A 22,003-nucleotide genomic window follows, 5' to 3' on the forward strand; every position below is an offset into this window, starting at 1 on the left:
AGGGTCAAAATCGGATCCCCGCCGCGCCAGAGGGCTTCTCGCTGGCGCGTGCGGGGCCGTTGTGTTTGAAGTTTCAACCCTGACCGGTGCCTGAATGAACATCTTTGCCGTGTTCACGCAACGCGTGAAAAAAAGCCTCGAAGTGCTTGAATTAAAAGGACCGGATGGCAATGCGCCAGATCTGTCCCGCGTTGTCGTCGAGGCACCTCGGGATCCGGCTCATGGGGACTTTGCGACCAACGCGGCAATGGTTCTTGCAAAGCCGCTCGGCATGAAGCCACGCGATCTGGCCGAGCGTTTGGTTGCCGAGCTCTCAAAAGACCCGGAAATTACCGAAACCACGGTCGCTGGTCCTGGATTTATCAATCTGCGGGTCGATCAGAGTGTCTGGCAGAAGATACTTGGGAGCATTCTTGCGGAAGGCCTTGGTTATGGCGGCACGAAGACCGCTGATCCTTCCAAGGTGAATGTCGAATATGTCTCCGCGAACCCGACCGGACCGATGCATGTCGGACATATCCGCGGTGCCGTGGTTGGCGATGCGCTTGCCAATTTGCTGGCATTTGCCGGCAATGAAGTGGTCAAAGAATACTACATCAATGACGCCGGCTCTCAGATCGACACGCTCGCCCGCAGTGCTTTTCTTCGCTATCGCGAGGCACTCGGCGAAGATATCGGCGAGATCCCGGCAGGCCTTTATCCCGGTGATTACCTCGTCCCGGTTGGCGTGGCGCTGAAGGACGAATTCGGCAGTGATTTGCTCGATCAGGACGAAGCCGATTGGCTCCCGAAGGTCAAGCAACGGGCGATTGCTGCGATGCTGGATTTAATCCGCTCGGATCTCGCCGCGCTCGGTGTTGAGCACGAGGTCTTTTTTTCCGAGCGATCTCTGCATGAGCGCAGTGGCAGCAACGGATCAAAGATTGATCACATGCTCGATGGTCTGCGGGCCAAAGGACTTGTGTATGAAGGTACACTTCCGCCGCCCAAGGGCCAGGTCCCGGACGACTGGGAAGACCGCGAACAGACACTTTTCCGAGCAAGCGATTTCGGGGACGATACCGATCGGGCGCTGAAAAAGTCAGATGGGTCCTACACATATTTTGCTGCCGACGTTGCGTATTTCGAGGACAAGTTCCAGCGCGGTTTCAAGGAAGCGATCTACGTTCTTGGTGCAGACCACGGCGGCTACGCCAAACGTTTGCAAGCGGTCGGTAAAGCTGTTTCCGGCGGCGATACCGAAGTCATCGTCCGTTTCTGCCAGCTTGTGAAGCTGATGCGGGACGGCGCGCCGGTAAAAATGTCGAAGCGGTCCGGTGATTTCATTACCTTGCGCGAAGTGGTTGACGAAGTGGGGCCGGATCCGGTCCGGTTCATGATGTTGTTCCGGAAGAATGACGCACCGCTCGACTTTGACTTCAAGAAGGTGACGGAGCAGTCCAAGGACAATCCGGTCTTTTATGTTCAGTATGGTCATGCGCGCTGCTGTTCTGTCTTGCGGCAGGCCGCAGAAGAACTGTCCGGGCAAGATTTGAGTGATTCTGTACTCTCGAGTGCCGACTATTCCCTGCTTGATGACAGCGGAGAGCTTGAATTGATCGGCAAAATGGCCGAGTGGCCAAAAGTTGTCGAAGCTGCAGCCGACACCCATGAGCCGCATAGAATCGCGTTTTACCTGCATGAACTTGCAAGTTCACTGCACGGTCACTGGAATAGAGGCAAGGAATTGCCTCATTTACGTTTTATTGATTCTAGTAACACGAAATTAACCGTAGCGCGTGTTGCTTTGGTTCGTGCAGTATCCTTGGTACTTTCGTCAGGCTTGGCGATTCTCGGTGTACAAGCTCCTGAGGAAATGCGCTGATATGCCTTGTAAGAAGTGATCAGGGTATATTGATAAAACGTAGCGTAACGAAACCGGTTCTTTAGAGCGCTCATGTCAGACGAATACGACAAAAAGCGGCCAGATACGGCAGAGACCCCGGCACAGCCCGGGGGAAATCGGCCGTCTGGTGAAGATCCGCTGATTGAATTGGCGCGCATTGTCCATAATAACAAGCAATTGGGGGCGCCGGTGAGCAGCGGCCGGGTTGGAAGCACTGATTATTTCGCAGACTTGGATGATTTCGCGAGTGAGCCGAAACCCACTGCGGATCCCAATCCACCGCGCCAGGAACCCGTATTCGGCGCCGGGCAATCACCAGAAATTCTGCGCTCCGACTCCCCACTTTCTAGCGAGCCGCAGCGTTTCAATGCTCTGCAGCAGGCCCCCGACCCCAGTTCTATTGTCACTCCGAGTGTAGTGCAGTCTCCAGATAGCTCTGCGCCTGGCTATCAAGCCCAGGCCGAGCCAAGAGGTGATGTGCCTGGCTGGCCACAGGTGCCGCAGCTGGACACGATTGAAGCCACAGCTGCAAGCGCGATGAACCGGCCTGCGCCAACTGCGCCCACACCGTCAGTCTCAGAGCCAGCGCAACCAGCCTTCCAACCATCGTCTCCGCCTCAACCGCGCGGACCTGCTGTAGATTTTGGACGTGATTTTGGAACAGGCTTGGCAGCCTCTGTAGCGAATGACCTTGAACAGAATCTGACCGCTGAACTTGAGGATGAATTGAAGGGCGCCCTCCGTCAGACCATCGATCCGCCTGAAGACCAGGCATTCGATCAACGCACTGCGCCCGCACCAGATTCGCCGGAACCGCAGACAACGCCGCAAACCCAGCAACCGACTGCGGACTCGAGCTACTATTCTGGCGGGTACCAAGCCCACTCGGCAAGCTACAGCCAGGCACCGGCTCCGGTACGTTCTGAAAACCATCCGGATACGGCAGCGTTGGATGACAGCGTCAGCCGCGCCGGCGACCCGCGTCGGGCATTCGGTTCGGAAACTCCTTCATCTACGCAGGCTTTTGAACATCCGGCGCAGGACATTCAGCCCGAAGTCTCTTCGCAGTCCGCCCCGGCGCCGCAACGGCCAGCAATCAACGAAGATGATTTGTTTGCTGCCCTGACCACGCCGCAGGGCGGCGCAGCTGCGAGCAGTGCACCGCAGGCATCCGATACTGATCAGAAATCGATCAGCGGGATCGATACGCTTCTGGCAGATTTGGATTTTCCGGATCGAGACGACCGGGCGCGTCAACAAAGCACGGCAGATAAATCATCTGAGCCTGCCGCAGCACAAGCTTCGGCAGAAACGAAGGCCACTGCGGCAGCTTATGCTGCCGAGGCTCCGGATCGGCAGTCAGCTAATGACATCGACGACATGGTGTGGCCAGCAGCTGAGGATGCAGTTCGCGACCTTGGGGATGATGATACGCCGCCGCCGCCGGAAGGTTATGATCTCGATGCCGTCGCACGGGCGATGCAGGAGAGCGACCCAACCTTGAAGGGCAGTGGGGTTTTGCCGCCGCACTCGCGCGCAGAGCAAGCTGCGGTTCCGCATGCCGAAGAGCGCTCCCGCCGCGGTATTTTTGTTGCAGCTGGCGTCCTGGGCGTCGCAGCGCTTGGCGCTGTTGGGTTCTTCTTTCTGGATACCGACACGATTGCAGTCCCGGACGGCCCGCCGCCTGTGATTAGCGGCCTGCAAGAGCCACTCAAAATTTTCCCGGAAGAGCAGGATCCGTCTGCCGGCAACAATCAATCCGCCAAGCTGATTTATGATCGCGTTGATGGCCGCAACGAAAATGCGCCGACACAGCTCGCGCGTCCGGAAACACCTGAACCGGCCTCCTTGCCGCCAGCACCTGCCGGTGTTCAATCTGGTGCTGAACTCGTTCCTGGAGCAACCAAGCGGGTCCGGACAGTTGTTGTTCGTCCGGACGGAACCATAGTGTCGGGCGAGGATGCTGCCCCAGCAGCTAATGGCACCGCGCAACCGGCAGCCCCTGCGCCGGCTGAGCCCCGTGTTGTTGCAACTCAGCCGATTACGGCAACACCTTCGGCGGAACCTGCAGCGGCTCCGACGCAGGCTGAACCGGCTGCCGGAACGCCTCAGCCCGCTGCACCGGCACCGACAACGCCTGCAATCGTTGCTGCAGCAGAACCTGCTGCGCCTGTTGAAGAGCCGGCCGGACCTGTTCCAACTGTCCTGCCGCGTAAGAAACCCGCTGCCCCTGTGCAAGTTGCGCAGGCACCCGCAGCTGCAACAAATCCTGCGCCGGCAACGCAAAACAATGGTCCACTGAACTTGTCTCAACCGGCGTCCGCTACGGCTACAGCTCCGGCCGCAGCGGCTGCTGGCACTGGTACGATACCGGGTGGAACCTATATTGTTCAGGTGACGTCTCAGCGCTCAGCAGCGGCTGCAAGCGATGCCTATTCCTCGCTGCAACGTCGGTACCCGTCGATTATCGGGAACGTGAACGCCGTGATTGTGGCTGCCGACCTCGGTGATCGGGGGGTCTTCTACCGCGCCCGTATCCCGACGGGATCGCGTGACGAAGCCATCCGGTTGTGTGAACAGCTGCAAGGCGCTGGCGGCGACTGTTTTGTCCGCAGGCAATAGACCCGGGCGCACCAATACAACAATTAACATGGCCGGGTTTTCCGGCCATTTTTTATTCGGCGGCTGTCATTTTGACTTGGCTCTGCAAACCGAGAAGGTGCGGGGCCATGTGCCGGTAAACATCCGAAATAGCGTCGATCGCCAGACGGACGGCAGGTTCACGCCGGACATCGCGGTGAACGATGATGTGCTCCGGATTTGTGAGTTCCGGCAAGGGTTCCATGACCCGTACGAGGTCTGGATGCCGGTCACCCATGAAGACCGGAATCAATCCGAGGCCGGATCCGCTCGCAATCATGTTCATCATAGTGGTCATGGTGTTGGTGCGCAGCCTGGGTGGCGCGGGCAGGCGTTCTGCGAGCCAGCGATTATGGGCCGGATACCAGAGGTCGTCCGGCGTAAATCCAAGCCAACTGCACGCTGAGTACCGGGCTTCTTCAAAAACAGATGGGCGGGCCGCCGCGTAGGATTTGCTGGCATAAACGCCGTAAGCGAGATCGCCGATTTTCCGGGCAATCAGCGTATCGGTCTCGGGGAGGCAGTTTCTGATCTGCAATTCGATGCTGCGGCTTTGATGATCGACATGGCTGTGGCTGGAGATCAGCTCAAGCTCAATGTCTTTTAGCCGTTCATCCAGAAGAGGATACATGTCTGTCAGGACACGGGCGCGCACCTCATCGACGGCAACGCGAACGACCCTGAGCGAAGCACCGGCCAGATCTGGCATGATGCGCGCCGCTGCATCCGCACGTTGACGCATATCTGCGGCAAGTGGAATGAGCCTTTGCCCCGCTTCTGTGGGTTTGAGACCAGAGGGTGTTCTGTCAAACAGCCGCGCTCCGACGCGGTCTTCGAATGCTTTCAAGCGCCGGCTGAGCTGCGGTTGACTGATATCCAATGCCTTGGCTGCGCCTGATAAAGACCGTGCGCGAGCCGCAGCGTCTACGAGTTTTAGATCATCCCAATTCATGAACGTAGTATACGTATTCGCTTAGGTAAGAGCAATGATATGCGTATTTGCATGGGGCGCATGAGGAACTGGCATCTGTTTCGACGAACCTTTGAGTGCTAGTTCCCAATCATCACATTCAAGATCTGGAGCCTTCGCCGTGACACCATCTGCCGCTATCGGCCAGCGCGAGAATATCCCAGCGGCACTGTTTCTGGCGCTGCTGGGAATGTCAGCCTTCACACCGATTTTCGCGGCCGGGAAACTGGCAGGCGGTGTGTTGCCAATCGTTGCACTCGTTTGGCTTCGGTTTGCCGGCGGGGCCGCAACCATCTTGTTTGTTGCCAGCGTGAAAAACGTTCAGCTCCACAAGCAGTTAAGTCCCTTATGGAAACTCCACTTGATGCGAGCGGTGTGCGGTGTAGGAGGCTTGGCCTGTGCGGTCTATGCAGCGTCCGTGATGCCGCTTGCGGATGCGACCGCAATTGGATTGACAAAAGGCATCTTCGCGATTGCCCTGGCCGGGTTGATCCTGAAAGAGCTGGTGACCGGCAAACATTGGATCGCCGGAGCGTTGAGCATGCTCGGTGCCTATCTCGTCGTTCAATCGGCCGACAGTATGGCTCAGAATTCGGAGATGGCGCTCGTTGGGGCCATTGCGGCGATTGCAAGTGCGCTCTTCATGGCCGCGGAAAGCTTGATCATGCGCTACATCGCCCAGCGCGAAGATACAGTAACGATCCTGGCCTATGTGAACGTGTTTGCAGCGTTGTTTTTAGCCGTGCCGGTGATTTGGCTGATCGCCAGAGACGGCATTGCGGTGAGCGATCTGCTTGCGTTCGCCTGGCTTGGTCCGCTCGCAATTGTCGGCCAGTCTTTCAACATTTCAGCCTACCGACGTGCTGGCGCAGCAACACTTGCCCCCGCTTTTTACGCCACGGTGGTGCTCTCGGCCCTGTTTGGTTATGCCGTTTGGGGCGAAGTGCCGGGACCTGAAGCCCTCGTTGGCGCGCTTCTGATCCTGGCCGGGGGCGCGGTCTTGACCCTCCGCCTGGGCCGGTAGGTGCCTACTTCAGAAGCGCATTTGCAAGAAACGGCAGGCTCTCGTCCATCCGGTAGTCAATCGACGAGTGGGTGTCGTTGAACTCCTCGTAAACGTGGTCAACACCGGCGGCCTCAAGCTTCTGTTTCAAACGGCGTGCGCCATAGACCAGATTGTATTGGTCGATGTATCCGCAATCGATCCAGAGCCCCTTCATGGATTTCAAGGCATCTGTATGTGCCTCGACCATTTGCACAGGATCCCAGGACAGCCAGGCATTCCAGCGGTCTTCAATGATTTCGCAGGTCTCAAGGTCAACCGGTAAGCGAATCCCGCAGAAGGTGTCCGGCGACGGATCTGGATCGTAGGTGGCTGCCATTGCGAAGGTCATTAGGTCATGCAACGCGCCGCCGGGATACTTTGGTCCGGCTTCAAACCAGCGCACAAAGGCCTCAATTGACCCATGTTTCTGGATTGCCCGCAGCGCACTTGGCATTTCCGGCAAGTAACAGAGTTCAAACGCCATATCTCCTGAGTGACAAGCCGCTGCGGACCAGACGTCAGCGTGTTTCATGGCGTGAACAATGGCGCCGTAACCGCCGGATGATTTTCCGAACAATCCGCGTTTGCCGTTTCCGCCGCAGCCGAATTGGCCTTCGACAGCTTGGAGCATGTCCGTGGTGAGCCACGTTGCCCAAGGTCCCATGGCTGTGCTGTCGATATACTGGTTGCCGCCAAGACGCGTGAAACAGTCCGGGAAGGCGACAACAACCGGGGGGAGTGCGCCATCATGGATCAGCCGATCCAAGCGCTCCGGAACGTTTTCGCCAAAATTCTTCCAGTTCGCATGCGCCGGGCCGCCGGACGTATAGCCAACGATATCCACCAGAAGCGGCAGCCCAGTGCCGTCATGTCCATGTGGGACATAAACGACCATTTCGCGCGTTGCCGGGTCGCCAAGCCGGTTTTGGGTCAGGATTTCAGATGTGACGGAAATCCGGTGCAAAGTGCCTGCCGGAATGTCATGGCGCGCGCGCATGGAAAGCAACTCCATTTGAAAGAGGATTCGTAGATTTAGATTGCAAGTTCGCATCCTGAGCGCAAGTGCGCTTGCCGGGGAACCGGACCTTTCTTGACGGGCAGGGGTGGTGCCGGTAAGCGATGATCATGATCAAAGCCTTTATTTCCGGCTGCGCCGGCACAATTCTCTCCGCTGCTGAACAAGCGTTTTTCAAAGGGCATAATCCCTGGGGACTGATCCTGTTTGCCCGGAATGTCGAGAGTCCGGATCAGGTTCGCGAATTGACCCGGACTTTTCGAGATGCTGTCGGCCGGGCAGATGCGCCGGTGCTTGTCGATCAGGAAGGCGGCCGGGTGCAACGGCTACGGCCGCCGCATTGGCGCAAATATCCAGCACCCAAGCTTTTCGGAGATCTCTACAAGACGGATGAGGCCGCTGGAAAACGGGCGGCGTTCCTGGGCGCGCAGCTGATTGCTGCAGATCTATCCGAGGTCGGAATTACAATCGACTGTTTGCCGTGCCTTGATGTGCGGTTTCCTGACACCGTCGATGCGATCGGAGATCGCGCGCTTTCAGATGATCCGGAGACTGTTGCTATCCTCGGACGCGAGATGATCAACGGCGCGATCGCCGGGGGTGTTCTTCCTGTCATCAAACATATTCCGGGGCATGGCCGCGCCAAGGTGGACAGTCATCTTGAACTGCCACGGGTCACGGATGACACAAAGGCACTGGAAGCTGTGGATTTCCCGCCATTCAAGGCACTTTCAGATATCTCCCTGGGTATGACCGCACACTTGCTTTATGAGAGCATAGACGCAGAAAATCCGGGAACGCAGAGCAGTGCGGTCATAAAAGGGATTATCCGTGATGAAATTGGCTTCGATGGCTGTCTTATGAGCGATGACATCTCCATGAAAGCGCTCGGCGGTGATGTGTCGAGCCGGTCCAAAAAAATCTGGGATGCCGGATGCGATGTCGTGCTCCACTGCAATGGCGATATGACAGAAATGCAGGCCGTTGCGGATGTCGCGCCGATCCTTGCTGGGCGTTCGCTGGAGCGCTGCAACACGGCTTTGGCTGGATATAAACCGTTGGAGAAAGGTTTTGATGCAGACAAGGCCTGGGCAGAGTTTCAATCCCTGACCGGCTGGGCGGGAGTGTAACGGGACACCAAATGGCGGAGCAGGACACACAACCCGCATCCGCGCCAGACAAGTCATTTGACCTTCTGAGCGCGGTGCATACGAGCGAGGAACGGGCGACGTCCGATCCGCAGCTGGTTGTGGATGTCGACGGTTTTGAGGGGCCGCTTGATCTGCTTCTCGGTCTTGCGCGCACGCAAAAGGTGGATCTCGCCAAGATCTCGATCCTGGCCTTGGTTGAGCAGTATCTGGAGTTTGTGACCGAGGCCCGCCGGATGCGTCTTGAACTCGCCGCGGACTATTTGGTGATGGCCGCCTGGCTGGCCTATTTGAAATCCCGTCTTTTGCTTCCCGAACAAAAGGACGAGGACGAGCCCACAGGTGAGGAATTGGCCGCAGCGCTTGCCTTTCGGTTGCGCCGACTTGAGGCCATGCGGGAGGTTTCTGAAAAACTGCTGGCCCGCAGCCGGGCAGGGCGCGATGTGTTTTTTCGGGGTGAACCTGAGACCATGTCCGTCGTCCACAAAAGCATCTGGGATGCCTCTGTCTACGACCTCCTGTCGGCCTACGCCACGCAGCGCCAGCGTCAGTCTGTTACATCTGTCCGGGTTTTACGCAGAACAGTCTGGTCACTCCAGGAGGCGCGGGAGCTGCTGACCAAGCTCGTCGGCCGGGTCAGTGAATGGACCCCTTTGAATGCCTACCTTCGCGATTACCTTTATGACAACAAGGATTGGGCGACGGTCGTGGCAAGCAGCTTTTCCGCCAGCCTTGAAATGGTTAGAGAGGGACAGGTCGAAATCCGCCAGGGAGAGCCGTTTTCACCGGTCTACATTCGCGCCCTAGAACAGGAACCGGACCAAGATGTCTGAGCTGGAACAGCTTCATTTGGAGGGCGGTGCGGATTTGGGCGCAGCACCCCAAAAGGCCTCTGAGGATCTTAGCGGCCTCCGGATGGTGGAAGCACTTTTGTTTGCCTCGTCCGAACCATTGTCGCTTGAAGAGCTGACACTCCGTTTGCCGGAGGGAACCGATGTGCTCGGGTTGCTCGAAGCGCTGCAGGAAATGTATGCGCCGCGCGGTGTCAATGTGGTTCGGCTTGCGGGCAAGTGGTGTTTCCGGACAGCGGAAGATCTCAGCTATTTGATGCACCGGAACGTTGAGGAACAACGCAAACTGTCGCGCGCAGCGCTTGAGACCCTGGCCATCATCGCGTATCACCAACCGGTAACGCGGGCCGAAATTGAAGAAATTCGCGGCGTATCGACATCAAAGGGAACGCTGGATGTCCTTTTGGAAACAACCTGGATCCGGATGCGCGGCCGCAGGCGAACCCCGGGACGTCCGGTCACTTACGGAACAACCGAGCAGTTTCTGATCCATTTCGGTCTGGAAAACGTCAAGGATCTGCCAGGGCTGGAAGAGTTGAAAGGGGCAGGGTTGCTTGATAGCGCGATCCCGGCGTCCTTCCTGGTGCCAACACCAAGTGACGATGCTGCCTTGACCGAAGACGAAGATCCTTTAGAGGACGGCACATTGTTCGATGAAGAAACGGATGAGACTGCCGGTAGCTGATGTTCAAATCCAACGAATCCAATTGGAATGGCGGTCCGAAAACGTGGGGCGCGCGCGGGTCAGCCAGCGCCACGATAGCCGCAGGCCTGGTCTTCGAGAATATTTCTCATGACTATGAGGGTGTGCCGTCTGTCCGGAACCTGAGCCTCTCGATTGCGCCGGGTGAAATCTTGTGCCTGCTCGGCCATTCCGGCTGTGGCAAGACGACGTTGATGCGCATTGCAGCCGGGATAGAACGGCAAAGCGCGGGCCGGGTCCTGATCAACGGCAAGGAAATCGCCGGGCCGCAGACATTTGTCCCGCCAGAACGGCGCGGTATCGGTCTGATGTTTCAGGACTATGCTCTTTTTCCGCATATGACGATCCTGGACAACGTGGTGTTCGGCATCAAGAAGCTCGGCAAGGAAGCGGCGAGTGCGGCCGCATTGACGGCCTTGCGCCGGGTGGGCCTGGCCGATTACGCCGAAGACTACCCGCATGCCTTGTCGGGCGGTGAGCAGCAGCGTGTTGCGCTTGCCCGGGCCTTGGTGCCGCGACCGGGCATCCTTTTGATGGATGAACCGTTTTCAGGTCTCGATAAACGCCTGCGCGACAGCGTACGTGATGAAACGCTGGCGGTGATCCGCGAGACACGCGCCACCTGCATCATTGTGACCCACGATCCGGAAGAGGCCATGCGCATGGGGGACCAGATCGCGTTGATGCGGCGCGGGGAACTCGTTCAGCACGGGACCGCGGCCGAGCTCTATAATAACCCGGCCGACTTGTTCGCCGCCCGGTTCTTTTCCGAACTCAATCAAATCGAAGGCAGGGTGACGTCGTCCGGTGTTGAGACACCGCTCGGTATTGTTGCCTCGACCGGGATGAACCAGGGATCTGCCGATGTCTGCATTCGTCCGCAGGGCATTCTTCTTGGCAAGGCCGGCTTGTGCGGCGTGAGGGGGCGAATCCAGTCAAAACGATTCGTCGGAGAAGTCGATTTGCTGACAATTATAGTTGAAGGTCTCGACCAACCTTTGCAGGCGCGCGTGCGGGCCGGGTGCGAATGGGAGCAGGGCATGGACGTAGGCGTGACCACTGATCCCAAGGATGTCCTTGTCTTTCCGCGGTCGTGACCCCAAATCAGGGAAGAATAATTCTCCGGCTTATCCTTCTGTCTAGGAGTACAGAAACATTCCGGCATGTATTGTTGCAGGCAAGGAGCCAGTTTTGTACAAGGGCTCCAAGGGCGAGGAAGCCGGTTATCAGGAGTTTGGCGTATGGGTATTAGTATCTGGCAGATTTTGATCATCGCAGTCGTGGTGGTTTTGCTGTTCGGACGTGGCAAGATTTCCGAGTTGATGGGCGATGTCGCCAAGGGAATCAAAAGCTTCAAAAAGGGAATGGCTGAAGACGATACCGCCGATGCTCCCAAGACCATCGATCATGAGAGCGGTGAGACCGTGAAGTCCGCCAAGGCGGAAGATCAGACCAAAGCGAGCTGATCTTCATCTGCGTCGCGTCTCCTTAAGGGGCGAAAGTACCTATGTTCGATATTGGTTGGACGGAGCTCTTGGTGATCGCCTGTATCGCGATCATCGTCGTAGGGCCGAAAGACTTGCCGCGTATGTTGCGCACCCTTGGCCAGACAATGGGCAAGATGCGCCGGATGTCGCGTGAGTTTCAGTCGACGTTCAATGAAGCCCTGCGCGAAGCAGAGCAGCAGGCCGATATCGCCGACATGAAGAAACAGGTCGAGGAAGCCGCAAACTTCAATCCACTTGGCGACTTGAAGAAGTCGATAGAAGAGGATGCGGCCAAGAAGACCCCTCCGGCAAAACCAGCGGCAAAAGCGGATACAGACCCGAAGCCTGAGAGCAAACCGGCTGAAACGCCGGCAGCCTCGGCGGCGAAACCCGCTGCGCCGGAGGAAGCGCCGGTGACGGAAGAAGCCAAGGCATGAGCCAGGAAGATATCGACGCCTCAAAGGCGCCCTTGATCGAGCATTTGATCGAACTGCGCCAGCGGTTGATGTGGTCCATCGCGGCCATCCTGGCGATGTTCGTGATCTGCTTCTATTTCGCCACCGACATCTACAACATCCTGACTGTGCCGTACCTGCGTGCCGCGCCGGACCCGGAGCACGTGAAGATGATCTTCACGGCCCCGCAGGAGTGGTTCTTCACGCAACTGAAACTTGCGCTTTTCGGTGCCTTGTTTCTGGCGTTCCCGGTGATTGCCAGCCAGGTCTACATGTTTGTGGCACCGGGTCTTTACAAACATGAGCGTGGCGCTTTCCTGCCGTTCCTGGTTGCCACACCTATTTTGTTCCTAATTGGTGCGTGTCTGGTTTATTTCCTTGTCATGCCGATGGCGATGGGCTTCTTCCTGTCGATGGAGCAAACCGGCGGGTCGGGCCAGGTGGCGATCGAACACCTCGCAAAGGTAAGTGAATATCTCGGTCTGATCATGATCCTGATTTTCGCTTTCGGTCTCGTATTCCAGTTGCCGGTGATCCTGACGCTTTTGGGCCGCGCAGGCATGGTGACGGCTGAAGGTCTCAAGCAGAAACGCAAATACGCGATCGTTGGTGCCTTTGCGGCTGCGGCTATTTTGACACCACCGGACCCGATCTCGCAGATCGGTCTTGCGCTGCCAACGTTGCTTCTCTACGAAGTCTCCATTCTGTCCGTCCGGATGGTGGAGAAAAAGCGCGCGGAACGTGAGGCCGAGCGTGAAGCTGAGGATGCTGCGGCATAAATCTAAAGCTTAGTCTTCGTCCCGCGGCGGCCAGTCCTTAGACAAAGACCGCCGTTCGGGAAGCGAAGATGTTTGATATCAAATGGATCCGGGAAAACGCAGATGCCTTTGACAAGGCTTTGGCAAAGCGGGGCTATGAGCCTTCTGCTGCCAATTTGATTGCCTTGGACGATTCCCGTCGCTCCCACATCACCAAGCTGCAGGAAGCCCAGGAACGGCGCAACGCGGCCTCCAAAGAAATCGGCAAGGCCAAAGGCTCCGGAGATGAAGCCCGAGCTCAAGAGCTGATCGACGAAGTCGCTCAGATCAAGGCCTTCATCCAGTCCGGTGAGGAAGAAGAACGCAAGCTGATCGCAGCTCTGGAAGAGGCGATGGCCGTCATTCCGAACCTTCCGCACGATGATGTCCCGGAAGGCGCGGATGAAGCGGACAATGTGCTTTATCGGACCCATGGCGACAAACCGGCGTTCACCTTCAATGAAGCGCCGAAGGAGCATTACGAACTTGGTGAAGAGCTTGGTGGGATGGACTTCTCCACCGCTGCCAAGTTGTCCGGCTCGCGTTTTGTCATTCTGAAAGGCCAGATAGCGCGGCTGGAGCGGGCGCTCGGTCAGTTCATGATCGATATGCACACGCAGGAAAACGGCTACACGGAAGTCTCGCCACCGCTGTTGGTTCACAGCGATCCGCTCTATGGCACCGGCCAGTTGCCAAAATTTGAAGAAGATCTCTTCAAGACCACAACTGATCACTACCTGATCCCGACCGCTGAAGTCCCGCTGACCAATCTGGTGGCCGGAGAGATCATGTCCGAGGATCAACTGCCGCTGCGTGTTACCGCTTTGACCTATTGTTTCCGGTCTGAAGCTGGTTCTGCGGGCCGGGATACCCGGGGCATGTTGCGTCAGCATCAGTTCCAGAAATGCGAGCTGGTGTCTGTCACAACACCGGAAGAGTCGCTCAATGAATTGGAGCGGATGCTTGGTTGCGCCGAGATGATCCTTCAGAAACTCGGCCTCCATTACCGGGTAATGACGCTGTGTACTGGCGATATGGGCTTCGGGGCCCGCAAGACTTATGACATCGAAGTCTGGTTGCCGGGGCAGGACACGTTCCGTGAAATTTCGTCTTGTTCCGTTTGTGGTGATTTTCAGGCCCGGCGCATGAATGCGCGCTTCCGTCCTGCCGATTCCAAGCAGCCTGTGCATGTCCACACGCTGAATGGATCCGGGATCGCGGTCGGGCGTGCGTTGATCGCTGTTCTTGAAAATTATCAAAACGCGGACGGCTCAATCACTGTGCCGGACGTCCTGCGGCCCTATATGGGCGGTTTGGAAAAAATCGGTTAAGGGCATCAGGCCCTAAACCCCTACCTTTTGGCCAAGAACGGATTTTTCATGCGCATTTTGATCACCAATGACGACGGCATTCACTCTTCCGGGCTTTACGCTCTTGAGCGGATCGCAAAGACACTCTCCGACGATGTGTGGGTGATCGCGCCGGAGACGGATCAAAGTGGCGTGGCGCATTCACTGACCCTTGGAGATCCGCTTCGCCTCCGCCAGATCGACGACCGGCATTTCGCTGTGAAAGGCACTCCGACCGATTGCGTGATCATGGGCTGCCGTAAGGTGCTTCCGGGTCTGCCGGACCTGGTGTTGTCTGGGATAAACCGCGGGCAGAACCTTGCAGAAGACGTCACCTATTCAGGGACAGTGGCAGGGGCGATGGAAGCTGCAATCCTCGGCATCCGCTCGATCGCGGTTTCCCAGGCCTACAGCTGGAATCCGAAGTCAGAGCCGGATTACGGTGTCGCGGAGGCGCATGCGCCGGAACTCTTCAAGAAACTGATGACCTTCGACCTGCCGCCATACTCCCTCTTGAATGTCAATTTCCCGGTTGGGCCCGCCGATGCGGTTAAGGGCGTGAAGGTCACGGTGCAGGGGCATCATGAACAAAGCGGCCTGTCCATTGATGAGCGGACGGATGGTCGCGGCAATCCTTACTACTGGCTGAAATTCCAGGACCGTGGCAAATCTGTTCTGGATAACTCTGATCTTCACGCCGTTGCCGATGGTTATGTCTCCGTGACCCCGCTGCGGATCGATCTGACGGCGCATGATCTCGTCGGTCGATTGGCGGACAGTCTTGGCTGATTTCCTTTTTTGCTGCGACGTCTCCTTTTGTGATGAGTGCCCAAGACGTTCTTTAACCGGGAAAACAGGGCGCCACACCGGAACGGCCATTGTGTCTTTGCGCTCGGGTCGGTCAGTATGAGGACAGGGTGACGGTGAGAATCTCTCATGGTTGACCCATCTGCAGGCTGCCAGGGATGTCTGGCGGCAAACTGGTCTCCCGGGGGCGGGTAATGGAGAACGCGTGAATGGCCGCATTCGTTCCCGGTGATGACGACCGGGCAACGCAATCGAACTTGCCGGATGAAGCGGAGGCGCGTGCGGCCCTGGTGCTTGGCTTGCGTCAGCGCGGCATAGCCTCCGTGAACATTCTGTCTGCCATTGAACGTCTGCCACGACGGCTTTTTCTTGCGGCCCGCTATCACAATCTGGCTTACGAAGACACCGCACTTCCAATGGAGTGCGGGCAGACCATGACCGCGCCAAGCGAGGTTGCGTTTGCGCTCCAGCTTCTCGACTTGCAGTCAGATCAAACGGTTTTGGAGGTCGGCACGGGGTCCGGGTACCAGACTGCAATCCTCTCACAGCTTGTCCGGCATGTTTACAGTCTTGACCGATATCAGACCCTTCTCAAGCTGGCGGATCAACGCCTAGCGGCCTTGAAACAGACAAACGTATCGCTGGAACACAGGGATGGGCTCTCGGGTCTTGAGAAGAAAGCCCCCTTTGACCGGATTGTTCTGAACGGGGCAGTCTCGGAAATACCCGATACTTTGATCGCGCAGCTTAGACCGGATGGCATTTTGATCGCTCCATTGGGCCCGCCGGGAAAAGCCCAATCGCTCGTGCGGATCACCAAAGCCGAGAGCATCGGCGCAAGCAAGACAGTGGCGGAAGTCCGATGGGTTTCCCTGATGCCTGGTGTTGCTCAACATCTTTAGAACCCCGTTATGGCGCATGTTGTTGCTGCCGTTGCGTCATGATACGAATGAAACCGTATTTGGGGGATGGTATGGTGTGTCAGCGTTTTTCTATTTTGATTACATGTTTTCTGGGCCTTGTAAGTCCTTCTCTTGCAGAAGACTGGGTCGAAAAACAATTGCCCTCATATGCAGCAGGTGTTGAATTCATCGCCATTGGTGGTGACGGTCTGTTGTATTCAATTCAATCCAATCCCAACGGTTATGTCCTCACGTCCCTGATCGATAAGTACCGTTTCGAGTTCACGGGCGGAGACGGCTTTACTGGAAATATTCTGGCGGCAAAGGAAATCGTTTATCTCGGGTCAAGTTGCGACGCGGTCGCCGGATCAATTTCTGGACGGTGGGTCAATGACAACACCGGGCTCAATGTTGTGGTGGAAGGAAACAGCGGTCAGCGATTGGATTTTCGGTTTCTGGATACCGGACTGGAGCCAGCCCATTCCTGCTAAGGCGAAATAGGAGGAGCACAAGATGCTGTTGCAGTTGAAAAGACACTTGGTCCTTGTTTCTGCCTTGGTTTGTGGAATGGGGTCGCCGTTGGCGGATGAATTGCCGCTCGAAGACTATTTCATGAGTTTTCCGAATTGCTATGGGCGAACTTACAGTCTGCAGCACCAAAAAGATCATCCTGCGCAAAACACTGTCGACATAGCAGTTAGCCACTTTCCGTCAAAGCAAGAGCTCCTGGGCATGGACAGCCCGTTCCAGCCCTATCCGGATACACCAAGGCTGGTCGTGAAGCTGGATGTCTGGATGAAAGGGCAGAACGAAGGGTGGCAAACGGACGCGATCTGCGATCCGGATGGCAACCGGCTCCTTTGCCGAATTGAGTGTGACGGCGGGCGTTTCTTCCTGGAGGGCCGGTCCGATGACAAACTCGTACTGACAGGCGGGACCGATCTCGATTTCAATCAGTGCGACGCCGGGGGTCGCGTTCTTCAAAGAGCGCCCGACGACGGGACGTTTCATCTGACACCGATTCCGTTATCTCACTGCAGGGCGCAGTAATCTCGATTATCGGCGAATGCGAGGGAACTGAGTCGGATGATCCAGCCGGTTGCCCGGAGGATTCAGGCCCGAAGGTCCGATGTGCGTTTACCTTATGCAATTGCCCTGAGTTGAATTGAGAATCGGCAGAATTGCGGGTGTTGCAGGCCATTAGCGGCGTGCAGGTTTTTCAGATTGGCTGGAATTCGAGGCCTCTTCTTTAGTCTTTATAAACCTTACTGCTTTCTAATCTTAACCACAGCAGCCATGTAAAGCAGTTTGGGTTGAGTCGATGAAAAAGCGGATGCGTTTCCTCCGCCAGGATTTACTGGGTAAAGTCGCAACGGTTACTCTTGGAGCAGCAGCTCTTGCAGGGTGTTCCTCGGCCACCGAGCGGTTCGGACCCAACGACATTTACACCGCCAGCACCGCTAATCAGAAAGAGATCCTGACCGGAGCTGCCCCCGTGCAGCCGTCCTATCAGGACATTATCAACGGCACCGGTGGAACGACGGCTGGCTTGCCGCAAAACACGTCTGCTCCTATCTCGACAGGTTCGATCCCGCGTCAGCCCGCATCTGTAACGTCCCCAGCTGTCGTCAGTGCTCCCATTGCACCGTCCATTTCCTCGGCTCAAGTCCCATCGGTACCTGCGCCGGAGACACTTGCTGCTGGCAAGGACTGGAAAGGCTGGACCGCAGCTGGCGGCACCCAGATCAAAGCACGGCAGGGCGATACGCTCGCGTCGATCTCCCGCCGCTATGGCGTGCCCATTCAGGCTGTCGCATCCGTCAACGGTCTTCAGAGCCGGTCCAGTGTGCAGGCGGGGCAGTCTCTGATCATCCCGACTTATGTTTATTCAGACCGGAACGGTTCTACGAGCACCACCGACGGTGAGACGAGAGCCGTGCAACTGCCAACTGTTTCGCGGACCGAAAATGTCGTTACCGGTTCTATACCAAACGTGTCGCGAGCGGCCCCGCGTCCGGACCGAAAGCCGTATGCGCAACCAACTTTCGCGCAGGTGACTCAATCAACACCTGCCATTGTCGCAACTCCTGTTGTCCCGATCAGCGCTTTACCAAAGAGCAAACCTCAAGGGGTGAGCGCACCGATCGTGACTGCATCTGTCCCGCAGACCGTGGCAGGTGGTGGCTCAAGTGTTCCATCTCCCAAGCGTCAACCGGACAGGATTGTCTCAACAAACCGTTCTGACGATTCCATTCAGGTTGAAACGACCCCAATCGCAGCTCCAGATTCTGCGGCAGATTCACCGGTCAAGACGGAGGCTGCACCTGAAAAACCAATCGAGGTTGCGAGCATTCAGCCGCAAGCCGATGAACCTGTTGCCAAGTTCCGTTGGCCAGTTCGTGGCCGTATCATTTCCGATTTCGGCGCAAAACCGGGTGGTGGACGCAATGAAGGCGTGAATTTGGCGGTTCCTGAGGGAACTCCGGTCAAAGCGGCCGGGGATGGGACGGTTATCTATGCCGGGAATGAGCTGAAAGGGTATGGCAATCTTGTGCTCGTCCGCCACGACGAAGGTTGGGTTTCCGCCTATGCTCACAACAGCGTCTTGAATGTCAAACGCGGTGATACGGTGCGCCGCGGAGATCCTGTCGCGCTCGCCGGTGCCACAGGCTCGGTCAATCAGCCACAAGTGCATTTTGAATTGCGCCAAGGCAACAAGCCGGTCGATCCGCTGAAATACCTTCCACGGCGCTAAGCTGGCGCTGCCCGGAGGTTAGGGCAACTTCGAAATCGTTCCCAAAGCTGTCTGGCAAATGAATTGGTCGCTCTGTATTGAGCGGCCATTTCTGGTTTTTAGGGATGCACCCTTGCTTCAGGATACACAAGGACCACGCACCAAGACACGCAAACCTATTTGAGCCGGGCATCTTTCAATGCTTCGAGCATCAATTCGGCTTCCTTGTCCGGATCGCCGCCAGAGTCGGGGATTTCCACGTAAGACACTGTTACCGAATTGTCGGGCGAGGCCAGGATAACGGTGAAATAGATCCAGACACCTTTGTTCAGGAATTCCAGGTCCAGCTTTATTCGTGGCAGGCTATCCCAATCGAGTTCAGCCTGTCCGCCCATGGAATACCGCAGCGTATCTTCTTTGAAGAACAGTTCGGCAGAGGTCTTCACAAGGTCGGCGATGTTGGCGTGCTGTTCGAGCCGGATGTAAGCGGCAAAATCCAGAACGTCGACGAGCTTCAAGTCTTCAATGAAACCGGTCAAGGCCTCGGCAATTGCCGCCTGGCGCTTGCGGGATTTATCATCCGCTTCAGGTTCCATTGCGGCAGCCTCACGCAGCTTACTCATCCAAACCCTCCATTATTCATTGTTTTATACAGCGGTCTTGGATTTGCGTGAATAAACGAAACAGATAATTTCAGCAACAGCGCGATAGAATTCAGGTGGTATCATCCGCTCCACTTCTGTCGCGGCGTAAAGTGAGCGCGCCAGCTGCCGGTCCTCGATCACCGGGATGTCATTGGTCTCGGCGATTTCCCTGATTTTCAACGCTATCAGGTCCTGTCCCTTCGCCACAACGACCGGCGCCGGGTTTTTCTCACCGTCATACCGCAAAGCGACCGCAAAGTGAGTCGGGTTCGCGACCACCAGGGTTGCCTGGGGAACCGCCGACATCATGCGGTTACGGGCGCGGTCGCGAGCAAGCGATCTCTGCCTGGCCTTGACGATGGGGTCGCCCTCCATCTGTTTGTGCTCGTCTTTGACTTCCTGCTTGGTCATCCGCAGGTTCTTGCGCCAGTGAGAACGCGACCAGAGGATATCGACGGTCACGAGAAGGATTGTGACAATGCAGACACCGGAGATCAGCCGCAGAGATATCTGCAGTATCATTTCGGGGAGGGCACTTGGATCGGTGAACATGGCGTTGATCAGATCCGCTTCATGAGTGCGGAACTGAGCATACACGATTGCGCTGACCGTGCTGAATTTGAAAACAGCTTTGAGGAATTCGACAAAGCCCTGGGCACCAAAAATCCGCGACCAGCCCTTTTTGAGTGATAGCTTGCTGAGTTCCGGTTTGATCCGGTTTGGAACGATGCTTGGTTTGTTCTGAAGGAAAGCGGATGCAAGGCCGGACGCCGACAAAATTGCGATGATCGGCGCAAGGAACAGCCCAACCTTGATGGACAGGCTGTGGGACAGCATGAGTGCGTCTGCGCTGTTACCAAGGTCCAATCCTCCCGATACGTCCAGGAGGTGCGCCATGTCTGAAACAAGCTGGCGCACCCCAGATGTTATTGCGAAACCGCCGATCAACAAGGCACCGATCAACATTGCAAGAACAGGAGCTTCCTTGGAGACCGGCGTATTGCCCTTCTCAATTGCGTCCTGGATCTTTTTCTCGGTCGGTTCCTCTGTTTTTGAGTCCTTATCCGCTTCTTCCGACATCGCTCTGCAGTCTCCTTAGAAACGCAGACCGCCGTACGGCCGGAACAAGTGGTCCTTATGCAAAGTAAGCCCCTTCATCCTGTTTCGGATTAAGCTCGATTTCGCCGCGTCCTGCCATTTCCAGTGCAAGGTTGGTGATCGAGCTGCGGGCCTCCAGAACGTCGCGCTGCGCTGCCGGCTCGCCAGCTGCCAGTTCGTGTTCGGCAATCCTACGGGCACGGGATGTCATGGACGAGAGGACCACTTCGCGGAATTCAGCTGATGTTCCCTTCAATGCCAGGACAATCCGGTCTGCTGGGATCTGATCGAAGATCGCCATCCGAGTACGTGCATTGAGGTTGCTGATGTCGTCGAAGGTGAACAGGAGACCCTTCAGGAGTTCTGCCGTTTTCGGCCTGATCTCGTTCAGGTTTTCCAGCGCATCTTCCATGTGATCCCGCTCCATCTTGTTCAAGATGTCAGCCATGCGCGCATGGGAGTCCGCTTCGAGTGTTCCGGACAGATTGAGCATGAAGTCCTCATGCATCGTTTTTTCCACGTCGCGCATGATTTCCGGGACCACCGCCTTGATCGACAACATCCGCCGCACCAGTTGATTGCGCATGTCGGCCCGGATGTGGCCGAGAACCTTTGCGGCTGCGCTTGGCTTGATTTTCGTCAGGATCAAGGCCGCCGTTTGCGGGTGCTCTTTCAGCAGGTAATTGGCAAACACGGTTTCCGAAACAGTCGTTAGCCGGTCCCAGATCGAGCGGTTTGAATTGCCATGGACATCCGACATGATGTCCGCCAGCTGTTCGTCCGGCAGAACGCCTTCCAGCATCTTTTCCACTTCGTTGGCAGAGCCGAACAAGGTGGTGCCGTTGGAGAACTGATCGATGAACTCTTCGGCAAGCTTGTCCAGTTCCGCAGAAGCGACCGTTCCCAACTGGGCCGCGCTAACTGTGATCATTCTGATCTCTTCCTGATCAAAATGGCGCAGCAGTTTTTGGGAGCTGGTCCGTCCAAGCGATAGAAGCAGGGCGGCGACACGCTGCACCCCATTCAAACGCCGGATCGGTGGCGCCGGTGGCTTGGGGACGGCGGCAGGAGCCGGGGCAGCTTTGGCTTGGCTTGTCATTCTCGCGTGTTCCTCAAAAGGAGCATGGGCAATCAAAGGGTTTGGGAAATCTGGCGTCCGGCTGGGTGGTTTAGATTTCCAGCGGGCTTGTTTGTGAGCTGATGATCTCTGTTAGCGAGACACCGAAACGGGAGTTGTCGTCTTCCACAACAACCACTTCACCGCGGGCGATGACACGGCCATTCACAACAATGTCGATCGGCTCACCAACACGGTGGTTGAGAGGGATAACAGCGCCGCGGCCCAACTTGAGAAGATTGGAGACCAGCATGGTTGCAGAGCCCAGAACAACCTGAATATTGACAGGAATGCCGAGGATCGTATCGAGGTTGCGATCATCGCCCATGGTCTCGCCGGCATATTTCTTGTCTGGT

At 56.8% G+C, this 22,003-nt stretch carries 22 protein-coding genes; 15 read left to right on the top strand and 7 right to left on the bottom strand.

The window, feature by feature from the left end; all coding sequences use genetic code 11:
• The first annotated feature begins 94 nt into the window (after positions 1-94).
• Both argS and ACQY4Z_RS23635 read left to right on the top strand, forming a co-directional pair.
• A complete protein-coding gene (gene argS / locus ACQY4Z_RS23630) occupies positions 95-1,864 on the top strand; it encodes an arginine--tRNA ligase (protein ID WP_428525361.1) in 1,770 nt (589 codons plus the stop codon).
• A 498-nt stretch (positions 1,865-2,362) separates the two neighbouring features.
• Positions 2,363-4,507, top strand: coding sequence for an SPOR domain-containing protein (locus ACQY4Z_RS23635; protein ID WP_428525363.1), 2,145 nt, complete (start codon positions 2,363-2,365; stop codon positions 4,505-4,507).
• 52 nt (positions 4,508-4,559) lie between these two features.
• Here the strand turns inward: ACQY4Z_RS23635 and ACQY4Z_RS23640 are convergent, their stop codons facing one another.
• Positions 4,560-5,477 (bottom strand): LysR family transcriptional regulator, encoded by a 918-nt coding sequence (locus tag ACQY4Z_RS23640; RefSeq protein ID WP_428525365.1) that lies wholly within the window; start codon positions 5,475-5,477, stop codon positions 4,560-4,562.
• A 139-nt stretch (positions 5,478-5,616) separates the two neighbouring features.
• Between ACQY4Z_RS23640 and ACQY4Z_RS23645 the strand changes: the two genes are divergently transcribed.
• Positions 5,617-6,519: a DMT family transporter gene (locus ACQY4Z_RS23645; protein ID WP_428525367.1), complete on the top strand. Its 903-nt coding sequence runs from the start codon at positions 5,617-5,619 to the stop codon at positions 6,517-6,519.
• Between the two features lie 4 nt (positions 6,520-6,523).
• On the opposite strand, the gene ACQY4Z_RS23650 is transcribed toward ACQY4Z_RS23645, so the two are convergent.
• Positions 6,524-7,537 (bottom strand): alpha/beta hydrolase, encoded by a 1,014-nt coding sequence (locus ACQY4Z_RS23650; protein WP_428525369.1) that lies wholly within the window; start codon positions 7,535-7,537, stop codon positions 6,524-6,526.
• A gap of 128 nt (positions 7,538-7,665) precedes the next feature.
• Between ACQY4Z_RS23650 and nagZ the strand changes: the two genes are divergently transcribed.
• From nagZ to ACQY4Z_RS23705, 11 genes are all read left to right on the top strand, one after another.
• Positions 7,666-8,685 (top strand): beta-N-acetylhexosaminidase, encoded by a 1,020-nt coding sequence (nagZ, locus tag ACQY4Z_RS23655; protein WP_428525371.1) that lies wholly within the window; start codon positions 7,666-7,668, stop codon positions 8,683-8,685.
• An 11-nt stretch (positions 8,686-8,696) separates the two neighbouring features.
• On the top strand, positions 8,697-9,536 hold the full coding sequence (locus ACQY4Z_RS23660; RefSeq protein ID WP_209002205.1) for a segregation and condensation protein A: 840 nt from the start codon (positions 8,697-8,699) through the stop codon (positions 9,534-9,536).
• Positions 9,529-10,239, top strand: a complete 711-nt coding sequence (gene scpB / locus ACQY4Z_RS23665) for an SMC-Scp complex subunit ScpB (RefSeq protein ID WP_209175418.1) — start codon at positions 9,529-9,531, stop codon at positions 10,237-10,239. The genes ACQY4Z_RS23660 and scpB overlap by 8 nt, the downstream gene beginning before the upstream one ends.
• Positions 10,239-11,354, top strand: coding sequence for an ABC transporter ATP-binding protein (locus ACQY4Z_RS23670; protein ID WP_209175422.1), 1,116 nt, complete (start codon positions 10,239-10,241; stop codon positions 11,352-11,354). Before scpB ends, ACQY4Z_RS23670 begins: the two co-directional genes overlap by 1 nt.
• A gap of 144 nt (positions 11,355-11,498) precedes the next feature.
• Positions 11,499-11,723: a twin-arginine translocase TatA/TatE family subunit gene (locus ACQY4Z_RS23675; protein WP_428525374.1), complete on the top strand. Its 225-nt coding sequence runs from the start codon at positions 11,499-11,501 to the stop codon at positions 11,721-11,723.
• A gap of 41 nt (positions 11,724-11,764) precedes the next feature.
• Entirely contained in the window at positions 11,765-12,181 is a 417-nt protein-coding gene (gene tatB, locus ACQY4Z_RS23680; RefSeq protein WP_133947231.1) for a Sec-independent protein translocase protein TatB, read from the top strand.
• On the top strand, positions 12,178-12,978 hold the full coding sequence (tatC, locus tag ACQY4Z_RS23685) for a twin-arginine translocase subunit TatC (RefSeq protein WP_133947233.1): 801 nt from the start codon (positions 12,178-12,180) through the stop codon (positions 12,976-12,978). Before tatB ends, tatC begins: the two co-directional genes overlap by 4 nt.
• 68 nt (positions 12,979-13,046) lie before the next feature.
• Entirely contained in the window at positions 13,047-14,327 is a 1,281-nt protein-coding gene (gene serS, locus ACQY4Z_RS23690; RefSeq protein ID WP_428525377.1) for a serine--tRNA ligase, read from the top strand.
• Positions 14,328-14,375: 48 nt separating this feature from the next.
• On the top strand, positions 14,376-15,134 hold the full coding sequence (gene surE, locus ACQY4Z_RS23695) for a 5'/3'-nucleotidase SurE (RefSeq protein WP_133947238.1): 759 nt from the start codon (positions 14,376-14,378) through the stop codon (positions 15,132-15,134).
• Positions 15,135-15,361: 227 nt separating this feature from the next.
• Positions 15,362-16,054: a protein-L-isoaspartate(D-aspartate) O-methyltransferase gene (locus tag ACQY4Z_RS23700; protein ID WP_420337552.1), complete on the top strand. Its 693-nt coding sequence runs from the start codon at positions 15,362-15,364 to the stop codon at positions 16,052-16,054.
• Positions 16,015-16,545, top strand: a complete 531-nt coding sequence (locus ACQY4Z_RS23705) for a hypothetical protein (protein ID WP_428525380.1) — start codon at positions 16,015-16,017, stop codon at positions 16,543-16,545. Before ACQY4Z_RS23700 ends, ACQY4Z_RS23705 begins: the two co-directional genes overlap by 40 nt.
• A 220-nt stretch (positions 16,546-16,765) precedes the next feature.
• On the opposite strand, the gene ACQY4Z_RS23710 is transcribed toward ACQY4Z_RS23705, so the two are convergent.
• Positions 16,766-17,065 carry a hypothetical protein gene (locus tag ACQY4Z_RS23710; protein WP_428525382.1) on the bottom strand — a complete coding sequence of 100 codons (300 nt, stop codon included), beginning with the start codon at positions 17,063-17,065 and terminating at the stop codon, positions 16,766-16,768.
• A gap of 322 nt (positions 17,066-17,387) precedes the next feature.
• Between ACQY4Z_RS23710 and ACQY4Z_RS23715 the strand changes: the two genes are divergently transcribed.
• Positions 17,388-18,809, top strand: a complete 1,422-nt coding sequence (locus ACQY4Z_RS23715; RefSeq protein ID WP_428525384.1) for a peptidoglycan DD-metalloendopeptidase family protein — start codon at positions 17,388-17,390, stop codon at positions 18,807-18,809.
• A 155-nt stretch (positions 18,810-18,964) separates the two neighbouring features.
• On the opposite strand, the gene ACQY4Z_RS23720 is transcribed toward ACQY4Z_RS23715, so the two are convergent.
• From ACQY4Z_RS23720 to fliN, 4 genes are all read right to left on the bottom strand, one after another.
• Positions 18,965-19,411 carry a hypothetical protein gene (locus ACQY4Z_RS23720; RefSeq protein WP_420337556.1) on the bottom strand — a complete coding sequence of 149 codons (447 nt, stop codon included), beginning with the start codon at positions 19,409-19,411 and terminating at the stop codon, positions 18,965-18,967.
• Between the two features lie 24 nt (positions 19,412-19,435).
• Complete coding sequence (gene flhB / locus ACQY4Z_RS23725; protein ID WP_133947250.1) at positions 19,436-20,512, bottom strand: flagellar biosynthesis protein FlhB; 1,077 nt, start codon at positions 20,510-20,512, stop codon at positions 19,436-19,438.
• A 55-nt stretch (positions 20,513-20,567) separates the two neighbouring features.
• On the bottom strand, positions 20,568-21,629 hold the full coding sequence (locus tag ACQY4Z_RS23730; protein ID WP_050775945.1) for a flagellar motor switch protein FliG: 1,062 nt from the start codon (positions 21,627-21,629) through the stop codon (positions 20,568-20,570).
• A 70-nt stretch (positions 21,630-21,699) separates the two neighbouring features.
• Complete coding sequence (gene fliN / locus ACQY4Z_RS23735; protein WP_208981091.1) at positions 21,700-21,975, bottom strand: flagellar motor switch protein FliN; 276 nt, start codon at positions 21,973-21,975, stop codon at positions 21,700-21,702.
• Positions 21,976-22,003 lie beyond the last annotated feature (28 nt).

Origin of the sequence: Roseibium sp. (assembly GCF_965276855.1) — a bacterium.
Taxonomy (GTDB): Bacteria; Pseudomonadota; Alphaproteobacteria; order Rhizobiales; family Stappiaceae; genus Roseibium.

Coding starts and splice junctions, on each gene's coding strand:
- ACQY4Z_RS23710 (WP_428525382.1), bottom strand. CDS start 17,065: ATGAAACGTCCCGTCGTCGGGCGCTCTTTGAAGAACGCGACCCCCGGC.
- scpB (WP_209175418.1), top strand. CDS start 9,529: ATGTCTGAGCTGGAACAGCTTCATTTGGAGGGCGGTGCGGATTTGGGC.
- tatC (WP_133947233.1), top strand. CDS start 12,178: ATGAGCCAGGAAGATATCGACGCCTCAAAGGCGCCCTTGATCGAGCAT.
- ACQY4Z_RS23650 (WP_428525369.1), bottom strand. CDS start 7,537: ATGCGCGCGCGCCATGACATTCCGGCAGGCACTTTGCACCGGATTTCC.
- tatB (WP_133947231.1), top strand. CDS start 11,765: ATGTTCGATATTGGTTGGACGGAGCTCTTGGTGATCGCCTGTATCGCG.
- flhB (WP_133947250.1), bottom strand. CDS start 20,512: ATGTCGGAAGAAGCGGATAAGGACTCAAAAACAGAGGAACCGACCGAG.
- ACQY4Z_RS23640 (WP_428525365.1), bottom strand. CDS start 5,477: ATGAATTGGGATGATCTAAAACTCGTAGACGCTGCGGCTCGCGCACGG.
- ACQY4Z_RS23670 (WP_209175422.1), top strand. CDS start 10,239: ATGTTCAAATCCAACGAATCCAATTGGAATGGCGGTCCGAAAACGTGG.
- ACQY4Z_RS23700 (WP_420337552.1), top strand. CDS start 15,362: ATGGCCGCATTCGTTCCCGGTGATGACGACCGGGCAACGCAATCGAAC.
- serS (WP_428525377.1), top strand. CDS start 13,047: ATGTTTGATATCAAATGGATCCGGGAAAACGCAGATGCCTTTGACAAG.
- argS (WP_428525361.1), top strand. CDS start 95: ATGAACATCTTTGCCGTGTTCACGCAACGCGTGAAAAAAAGCCTCGAA.
- ACQY4Z_RS23675 (WP_428525374.1), top strand. CDS start 11,499: ATGGGTATTAGTATCTGGCAGATTTTGATCATCGCAGTCGTGGTGGTT.
- fliN (WP_208981091.1), bottom strand. CDS start 21,975: ATGGGCGATGATCGCAACCTCGATACGATCCTCGGCATTCCTGTCAAT.
- ACQY4Z_RS23660 (WP_209002205.1), top strand. CDS start 8,697: ATGGCGGAGCAGGACACACAACCCGCATCCGCGCCAGACAAGTCATTT.
- ACQY4Z_RS23730 (WP_050775945.1), bottom strand. CDS start 21,629: ATGACAAGCCAAGCCAAAGCTGCCCCGGCTCCTGCCGCCGTCCCCAAG.
- surE (WP_133947238.1), top strand. CDS start 14,376: ATGCGCATTTTGATCACCAATGACGACGGCATTCACTCTTCCGGGCTT.
- ACQY4Z_RS23720 (WP_420337556.1), bottom strand. CDS start 19,411: ATGAGTAAGCTGCGTGAGGCTGCCGCAATGGAACCTGAAGCGGATGAT.
- ACQY4Z_RS23705 (WP_428525380.1), top strand. CDS start 16,015: ATGGGTTTCCCTGATGCCTGGTGTTGCTCAACATCTTTAGAACCCCGT.
- nagZ (WP_428525371.1), top strand. CDS start 7,666: ATGATCAAAGCCTTTATTTCCGGCTGCGCCGGCACAATTCTCTCCGCT.
- ACQY4Z_RS23715 (WP_428525384.1), top strand. CDS start 17,388: ATGCGTTTCCTCCGCCAGGATTTACTGGGTAAAGTCGCAACGGTTACT.